We start from the raw sequence: 7,547 nt of genomic DNA, 5'->3' as shown, positions 1-7,547 counted from the left end.
AGCCGGCCGCGATCCTTCTGAATCCCGCCGTTCCACTTGTGGGTGGAACTCCTGTGGGAGGGACTTCAGTCCCGACGCTTTCGTGCCAGATCGCCGCGATCGCACAGCAAAGCCTCGGAACCGAAGCCCATCCCACAGGAAAAACCCCTGCCATCCAGGCCCGGGCCGCCTCCAAACCCCACCGTCCGGGCGTTTTCGACCCCCTGGTGTATCCTGCCCGCTGTTTTGGCCGGGCCCGTAACGAGCGAATCCATGAGCGAAACCGCGAACGCGCGCAAGCCGCTGCCGTTGCACTGGAAAATGGCGATCGGCTTCCTCGCCGGCCTCGGCCTGGGCCTGATCGTCTACGCCGCCGGCATCGGCAGCGTCAGCTGGGCCCAGCTCAGCGGCCAGGCCTGCGAAGCCGGCGCGGCCGGCTGGCGCTGCGAATCGCTGCTCAAGCTGTTCACCGAAGTGATCACCGGCCCGGCCGGCGAAATCTTCCTGCGCCTGATCTTCATGCTGGTGATCCCGCTGCTGTTCTCGGCGCTGGTCATGGGCGTGAGCGAGATGGGCGACATCCGTTCGTTCGGGCGGGTGGGCTGGCGCACGCTGGGTCTGACCATCGTGATGTCGGGCCTGGCGGTGATTTTGGGCCTGCTGATGGTCAACCTGTTCCAACCCGGGGCCGGCATGGACCCGGCCCAGGCGCAGCAGTTGATGGCCGAGAACGCCGAGCGCGCGCAAAGCATCGTCAAGGGCAGCACCGACGCGCCCAAGGGCATCCAGATGCTGGTGTCGATCGTGCCCAGCAACGTGGTTCAGGCCGCGGCCGACGACGCCATCCTGGCGGTGATGTTCTTCGCCCTGATGATCGGCGTGGGCATGGTGCTGACCAAGTCCAAGGCGGTGGACACGCTGCGCGACGGCGTGCAGGGCCTGTTCGAAATCTCCATGACCCTGATCGGGCTGGTGATCAAGCTGGCGCCGTACGCGGTGTTCTGCTTCATGTTCAACCTGTCCTCGCAGTTCGGCTGGGACTTGTTGTTCAAGCTGGCCAAGTACGTAGCGGTGGTGGTGTCGGCGCTGGCCATCCACATGTTCGTGACCTACTCGCTGGCGATCAAATTCATCGGCGGGCGCTCGCCGCTGGAATTCTTCAAGGGCGCGCAGGAAGCGATGGTGCTGGCGTTCTCCACCGCCTCCAGCAACGCCACCCTGCCGACCGCGCTGCGCGTGGCCGACGAGCTCAAGCTGCCGCGGCGCATCTCGCGCTTCGTGCTGACCGTCGGCGCCACCGCCAACCAGAACGGCACCGCGCTGTTCGAAGGCGTGACGGTGATCTTCCTGGCCCAGTTCTTCGGCGTCGACCTGACCTTGGGCCAGCAGGTGATGGTGATGCTGGTGTGCATCCTCGGCGGCATCGGCACCGCCGGCGTCCCGTCGGGCTCGCTGCCGGTGGTGGCGATGATCTGCGCGATGGTCAAGGTGCCGCCGGAAGGCATCGGCCTGATCCTGGGCGTCAACCACTTCCTCGACATGTGCCGGACCACGCTCAACGTCACCGGCGACATCGCCATCGCCACGATGGTGTCGCGCGGGGTGGAGGATCCGCCGGCGGAGACGCTGGCGGATTGAGCCGCGATCCTCGAAAAGCCCGCCCTCCGGCGGGCTTTTTCGTTGTGACGGCTGCTTCCTGTAGGAGCGGCGCGAGCCGCGACCGCGACAACTCAGCTGCGTCGAAACGTCCGCCGTAGTTGCGTTGTCGCAGTCGCGGCTCGCGCCGCTCCTACAGGAGGCATGCCGAATCTGCCGCTTCGGGACGGCGAAGGCCGCTCCGGGGGCCAGCGGCCGGCCCCTGAACGGCTCGGGGCGACACGGCCGCCCCGGGATGGGACAATGGCGCCTCTTCGCCGGCCCCGCCGCCCGCAACGGGCACGCCCCGGGCCGGTACTCCGCTCCGCTTCCCAGCCTCAGCCGCCCGAGCCCCATGACGACGCCCAGCCGCCGCGACCTTGCCAACGCCATCCGTTTCCTCGCCATCGACGCGGTGCAGGCCGCCAACTCCGGCCACCCGGGCATGCCGATGGGCATGGCCGACATCGCCGAAGTGCTGTGGAACGACTTCCTGAGCCACAACCCGGCCGACCCGAAGTGGTTCAACCGCGACCGCTTCATCCTCTCCAACGGCCACGGCTCGATGCTGCAGTACGCGCTGCTGCACCTGAGCGGCTACGACCTGCCGATCGAAGAGCTCAAGCGCTTCCGCCAGCTGCACTCGCGCACCCCGGGCCATCCGGAGAACTTCGAGACCCCGGGCGTTGAGACCACCACCGGCCCGCTCGGCCAGGGCCTGGCCAACGCGGTCGGCATGGCGCTGGCGGAGAAGATCCTGGCCCAGCGCTTCAACCGCGAAGGCCACGACATCGTCGACCACCGCACCTGGGTGTTCCTCGGCGACGGCTGCCTGATGGAAGGCATCTCGCACGAAGTCGCGTCCTTGGCCGGCACCTGGGGCCTGGGCAAGCTGGTCGCGTTCTGGGACGACAACAAGATCTCCATCGACGGCAACACCGACGGCTGGTTCACCGACGACACCGCGGCGCGCTTCGAGGCCTACGGCTGGCGCGTGATCCGCAAGGTCAACGGCCAGGATCCGGTCGAGATCAAGACCGCGATCGAAACCGCGCTCAAGCACGGCGACAAGCCGACCTTGATCTGCTGCCGCACCACCATCGGCTTCGGTTCGCCGGCCAAGGCGGGCAAGGAGTCCTCGCACGGCGCGCCGCTGGGCAAGGACGAAGTGGCCGCGACCCGCGCCGCGCTGAACTGGCCGTACGCCGAATTCGAAATCCCGCAGGACATCTACGCCGGCTGGCGCAACCGCGACCACGCTAGCGCGCAGGCGCAGTGGCAGCAGGCCTTCGACGCCTACGCCGCGCAGTTCCCGGCCGAAGCCGCCGAGCTCAAGCGCCGCATCGCCGGCGAGCTGCCGGCCGACTTCGTCGCCCAGGCCGACGCCTACCTCGCCAAGCTGCAGGCCGACGGCCAGACCATCGCCTCGCGCAAGGCCTCGCAGATGGCCATCGAGACCTTCGCGCCGCTGCTGCCGGAACTGATCGGCGGCTCGGCCGACCTGGCGCACTCGAACCTGACCCTGTGGAAGGCCAGCAAGTCGGTCGCCACCAGCGATCCGAACGCGAACTACGTCTATTACGGCGTGCGCGAGTTCGGCATGAGCGCGATCAGCAACGGCCTCAACCTGCACGGCGGCTTCATCCCGTTCGACGCCACCTTCCTGGTGTTCAGCGACTACGCCCGCAACGCAGTGCGCATGAGCGCGCTGATGGGCGCGCACGTGATCCACGTCTACACCCACGACTCCATCGGCCTGGGCGAAGACGGCCCGACCCACCAGCCGATCGAGCACCTCGCCAGCCTGCGCTACATCCCGCACAACGACGTGTGGCGCCCGTGCGACGCGGTGGAATCGGCGGCGGCGTGGAAGGCGGCGATCACCCGCCTGGACGGCCCGAGCTGCCTGGTGTTCTCGCGCCAGAATCTGCCGCACCAGCCGCGCGACGCGCAGCAGGTCGCGCAGATCGAGCGCGGCGGCTACGTGCTGCGCGACAGCGACGGCGCGCCGGAGGTGATCTTGCTCGCGACCGGTTCGGAAATCGGCCTGGCCACCCAGGCCGCCGACCAGCTCAGCGCCGAAGGGGTCAAGGTGCGCGTGGTGTCGATGCCCTCGACCGACGTGTTCGACCGCCAGCCGCAGGACTACCGCGAGTCGGTGCTGCCCAACGCGGTGCGCAAGCGCGTGGCGATCGAAGCCGGCGTCAGCGACTTCTGGCGCAAGTACGTCGGCCTGGACGGCGATGTGGTCGGCATCGACCGCTTCGGCGCCTCGGCCCCGGCCGAAGCGCTGTTCCCGTACTTCGGCTTCACCGTCGAGCGCGTGGTCGCCACGGTCAAGAAGCTCGGCTGAGCGGGCGCGGCATAGGCCGTCCCGCGCAGGCGGGGCGGCGACTGAACGGGGACGCATTGCGTCCCCGTTCGTTTTTGCGGCGGGCTGTCGTACGAAGTAAGCCCGGCGTGCATTCCCGCCCGCGGGTTCGGCCTGCTGTGGATCGATTCCGCGCGATGGCGTTTGCGCGGTTGTCAGTTCCACATCGGCGTTAGCGCACTTTTTAAGTGCCTTGCTCGCTACTACCATGCACCTGCAGCCGCAGCGCCCGGCGCCTGCGCGATCGTCGACGGGCGCCGGAACGTCCATGCCCCACCCACTGCCCGCCGAAGCCGCGCCGCGCCTGCCGCAACTCGATGCCCTGCGCGGCCTGGCCGCGTTGTACGTGGTGGTCTATCACGTCATGGCGATGCCCGATCCGCATTTGCCGGTGCCGGCCTGGGCGGTGCCGGCGATCGGCATGGGCGGCAGCGGCGTGGTGCTGTTCTTCGTCATGAGCGCGTTCTCGCTGTGCCTGACTTGGCCGCGCCATGCCGCCAGCGGCGCTGCGCTGCGCAGTTTCTATCTCAGCCGCTTGTTCCGCATCGCGCCGTTGTTGCTGGTGCTGCTGGCGGTCATGGTGTTGCGCGACCAGATGCGCGAACCGGCGCGTTACGGCGCGCAGGAAATCGCCTGGAACGCCTCGATGCTGTTCGGCCTGTCGCCGCAGTGGCAGGCCGGCATCGTCATGGGCAGCTGGACCATCGGCGTGGAGATGCTGTTCTACGCCGTGTTCCCGTTGCTGGCGTTGTACGCGCGGCGGCTGCCGGCGCAACTGGCGTTGCTGGCGGCGAGCTACGCGCTGGCGCTGTGGGCCGCGCACGCCGCGCCGCCGGCGCTGGCCTTCCTCGGCAACGGCTACGGCCTGCTCACCCAGATGCCGATCTTCGTGCTCGGCTGCGTGCTGTTCGGCGCGTGGCGACGTCTGCGCGAATTGGCGGCCGCGCCGCGTCGCGCGCTGGGCCTGGGCGCGCTCGCCTGCGGCGCGGCGGGGCTGGCAGCGATTCCCTACGGCGTCTTGCCGACCGGCGCCTGGGCGTCGGGTTGGCACCTCAGCGCGCTCGCTTACGGCCTGATCCTGCTCGGCCTGCTGCTGGCCGGCGAAGGCGTCGCCGTGCGCGTGCTGGTCAACCGCGCGACGTGTTTTCTCGGGGCGATCAGCTACTCGCTGTATCTGGTCCATCCGTTCGTGGTGTCGCGCTTGTACGGCGTGTTCGCGCGCTTGTACGTCGCGTTGCCGGACGGTGTGGCGTATGCGGCTTGTCTGGTGGTGAGTCTGGTTTTAGCGATTCCGGCGGCGTGGCTGACGTATCGGTTCGTCGAGCAGCCGGGGATGCGCTGGGGGCGGCGGGCGTTCGAGCGCATGCGTGCTTCGCAGGCAACGACAGGCGCGGCCGCTTGAGCGCCGACTGTGGGAGGGCCTTCAGGCCCGACGCTTTCCTGCCCGCCGCAGCGGAACTTTCCTAGCCGCTCCACCGGCGCATTCCGATAACCCAGCCAAGCGCGCAGCGCGAACCTGGGGATATGAACTCTTCTGAAGCTCCTGGCTACGAAGCCCTGCGCCGCGGTCGCTGCTCGCAAGCGCAGCAGATTTACTTGGTGACGACGACCTGCATCCGCCGTCGCCGCATCTTCGCCAGCGAGCACGTCGCCGGCATCGCCGCCGCCGCGATCGCCGATCCAGACAAATGGCTCGGCGCGCAGCTGCTGTGCTGGGTGCTGATGCCGGACCATTGGCATGGACTGATCCAGCTAGGCGATGGCGTCCGATTGGAAAGCGTGGTGGCTTCGATGAAGGGACGGGCGGCCAGATCGGTCAACCGCGCTCTGAGCCGCAAAGGCTTCGTGTGGATGCCGGGCTTTCATGATCGCGCCTTGCGGCGGGAGGCGGATCTGCTTCCCGCTGCGCGCTACATCGTGGCCAACCCGAAGCGGGCGGGGTTGGTGGAGAAAGTTTCGGACTATCCCTACTGGGATGCGATATGGACTGACAGAAAAGCGTCGGGCCTGAAGGCCCTCCCACAAGAGCCCGCGCCGGAGTCGTAGGCGTCCTGTGGGAGATCGCCTTAGGGAGAGCCTTGTGGGAGAGTCCTTGTGAGAGGACCCTTGTGGGAGGACCCTTGTGGGAGGGCCTTCAGGCCCGACGCTTTCCGATCAGCAGAATCGATTCCAACTGTGGCCGGGCCCTTCAGGCCCTACGCTCTTCGATCAGCCGGAACGAGTCTCTCGCAGCGCCAAAGCAACCAATCGCGCTTCCAGCCGCTCGCCGAACCCGCTAGGTGCTTCCAACTCCATCCGCTGCATCGCTTCGGCATCTTCCGTGCTGGAAGAGAACAATGCCTTCATCACGGTGCGCGCCTTGGCGCCGCCAGTAGCGGTATTCGCCTTGAGCCACCCCAACGCCTTCACCAGCCGCTGCTCGACCCCGGTGAAATCGCTGCCGAGCGGATAGTCCGGCAGCGCACCCTGCTGGCGCAGCGGCGCGAGCGCCTCGCGCAGCCGCTGCGGGCTGTTGCGCTCGCTGAGCCGGTAGTGCGTTTGCGGCAGCTTGCCGCTGGCCATCGCCGCTTGCAGCAACGGGAACTGATGGCCCGCGGCGGCGACGGCGGCCATCGCCAGGATGCAGTCCTCGTCGGTCTTGCCGCGCAGGTCGGCGATGCCGTATTCGGTGACGTAGACATCGCGCAGGTGGCGCGGGATCGTCGTCTGCGCATAGTTCCACACCACGTTCGAGCGCGTTTCGCCGCCGCTGTCGCGGGTGGCGCGCAGCATCAGCACCGAGCGCGCGTCGGGCAGGGCATGGGCCATCGCCACGAAGTTGTACTGGCCGCCGACGCCGGACACCACGCGGCCGTCGTCGAGCGTGTCGGACACCGCCGCGCCCAGCGCGGTCGCCATCATGCAGCTGTTGAAGAAGCGCGCGTCGCGGCGCTGCAGGCGTTCGAGCGTTTCGTTGCCGCCGTAGAGTTCGTTGACCTCGCTGATGCGGCGCATGCTGATGCCGCGGCGCTCGGATTCGGGCATATCGCGCAGCCAGTCGTAGAAATCCTGCGAGCCCAGGTAGAAGCCGCCTTGCAGATATTCGCCTTCGCGTTCCAGCCGCTCGTGGTCGGCGGCGTCGGCGCGGCCTTCGTGCAGGCGACGCATGAAGTCGAGATCGTCGATCACCTTGCGCTTGATCACGCCGACTTCGACCAGGCGGCGGAAGCCTTCGTTGAGCATTTCGCTGCATCCAAAAAGCCCAACGCTAAACGGACCAAGCGGCGCAACCTGCGCCTTCGCGTTACGGGTACTGGAGAGGTCAACCTCCAACGAAGCGGTTTGACCAAGCGGCGCAACCGGCGCCTTCGCGTTACGGGTACCGGAGAGGTCAACCTCCAACGAAGCGGTTTGACCAAGCGGCGCAACCTGCGCCTTCGCGTTATGGGTACTGGAGAGGTCAACCTCCAACGAAGCGGCTTGACCAAGCGGCGCAACCGGCGCCTTCGCGTTACGGGCGCCGGAGAGGTCAACCTCCAACGAAGCGGTCTGACCAAGCGGCGCAACCTGCGCCTTCGCGTTA

At 67.7% G+C, this 7,547-nt stretch carries 6 protein-coding genes; 4 read left to right on the top strand and 2 right to left on the bottom strand.

Annotated features, from left to right (window positions below; all coding sequences use genetic code 11):
* A partial coding sequence (locus tag BLU84_RS28375) for a DUF6053 domain-containing protein (protein ID WP_425479340.1) occupies positions 1-154 on the bottom strand: 154 nt, incomplete at its 3' end.
* 98 nt (positions 155-252) lie between these two features.
* Here BLU84_RS28375 and BLU84_RS07525 point away from each other — a divergent pair.
* The 4 genes from BLU84_RS07525 (at position 253) to BLU84_RS07510 (ending at position 6,031) form a co-directional block, all read left to right on the top strand.
* The gene (locus tag BLU84_RS07525) at positions 253-1,617 is read left to right on the top strand and encodes a dicarboxylate/amino acid:cation symporter (RefSeq protein ID WP_074864534.1); all 1,365 of its coding nucleotides are present in this window, start codon (positions 253-255) and stop codon (positions 1,615-1,617) included.
* 352 nt (positions 1,618-1,969) lie between these two features.
* Complete coding sequence (tkt, locus tag BLU84_RS07520) at positions 1,970-3,967, top strand: transketolase (RefSeq protein WP_074864532.1); 1,998 nt, start codon at positions 1,970-1,972, stop codon at positions 3,965-3,967.
* A gap of 286 nt (positions 3,968-4,253) precedes the next feature.
* Positions 4,254-5,387, top strand: coding sequence for an acyltransferase family protein (locus BLU84_RS07515; RefSeq protein ID WP_074864530.1), 1,134 nt, complete (start codon positions 4,254-4,256; stop codon positions 5,385-5,387).
* A gap of 122 nt (positions 5,388-5,509) precedes the next feature.
* Complete coding sequence (locus BLU84_RS07510) at positions 5,510-6,031, top strand: REP-associated tyrosine transposase (RefSeq protein ID WP_074864526.1); 522 nt, start codon at positions 5,510-5,512, stop codon at positions 6,029-6,031.
* Positions 6,032-6,193: 162 nt separating this feature from the next.
* On the opposite strand, the gene BLU84_RS25440 is transcribed toward BLU84_RS07510, so the two are convergent.
* Positions 6,194-7,547, bottom strand: a 1,354-nt coding sequence (locus BLU84_RS25440) for an acetyl-CoA hydrolase/transferase C-terminal domain-containing protein (RefSeq protein ID WP_324610475.1), incomplete at its 5' end; no start/stop codon positions are given.

The sequence above is a fragment of the Lysobacter enzymogenes genome, from assembly GCF_900106525.1.
GTDB lineage: Bacteria > Pseudomonadota > Gammaproteobacteria > Xanthomonadales > Xanthomonadaceae > Lysobacter > Lysobacter enzymogenes.
This window is presented reverse-complemented; position numbering and strand designations above follow the sequence as displayed.

Bases quoted from the DNA above. Each gene is read 5' to 3' on its own strand.
- BLU84_RS07525 (WP_074864534.1), top strand. From the start codon at position 253: ATGAGCGAAACCGCGAACGCGCGCAAGCCGCTGCCGTTGCACTGGAAA.
- tkt (WP_074864532.1), top strand. From the start codon at position 1,970: ATGACGACGCCCAGCCGCCGCGACCTTGCCAACGCCATCCGTTTCCTC.
- BLU84_RS07515 (WP_074864530.1), top strand. From the start codon at position 4,254: ATGCCCCACCCACTGCCCGCCGAAGCCGCGCCGCGCCTGCCGCAACTC.
- BLU84_RS07510 (WP_074864526.1), top strand. From the start codon at position 5,510: ATGAACTCTTCTGAAGCTCCTGGCTACGAAGCCCTGCGCCGCGGTCGC.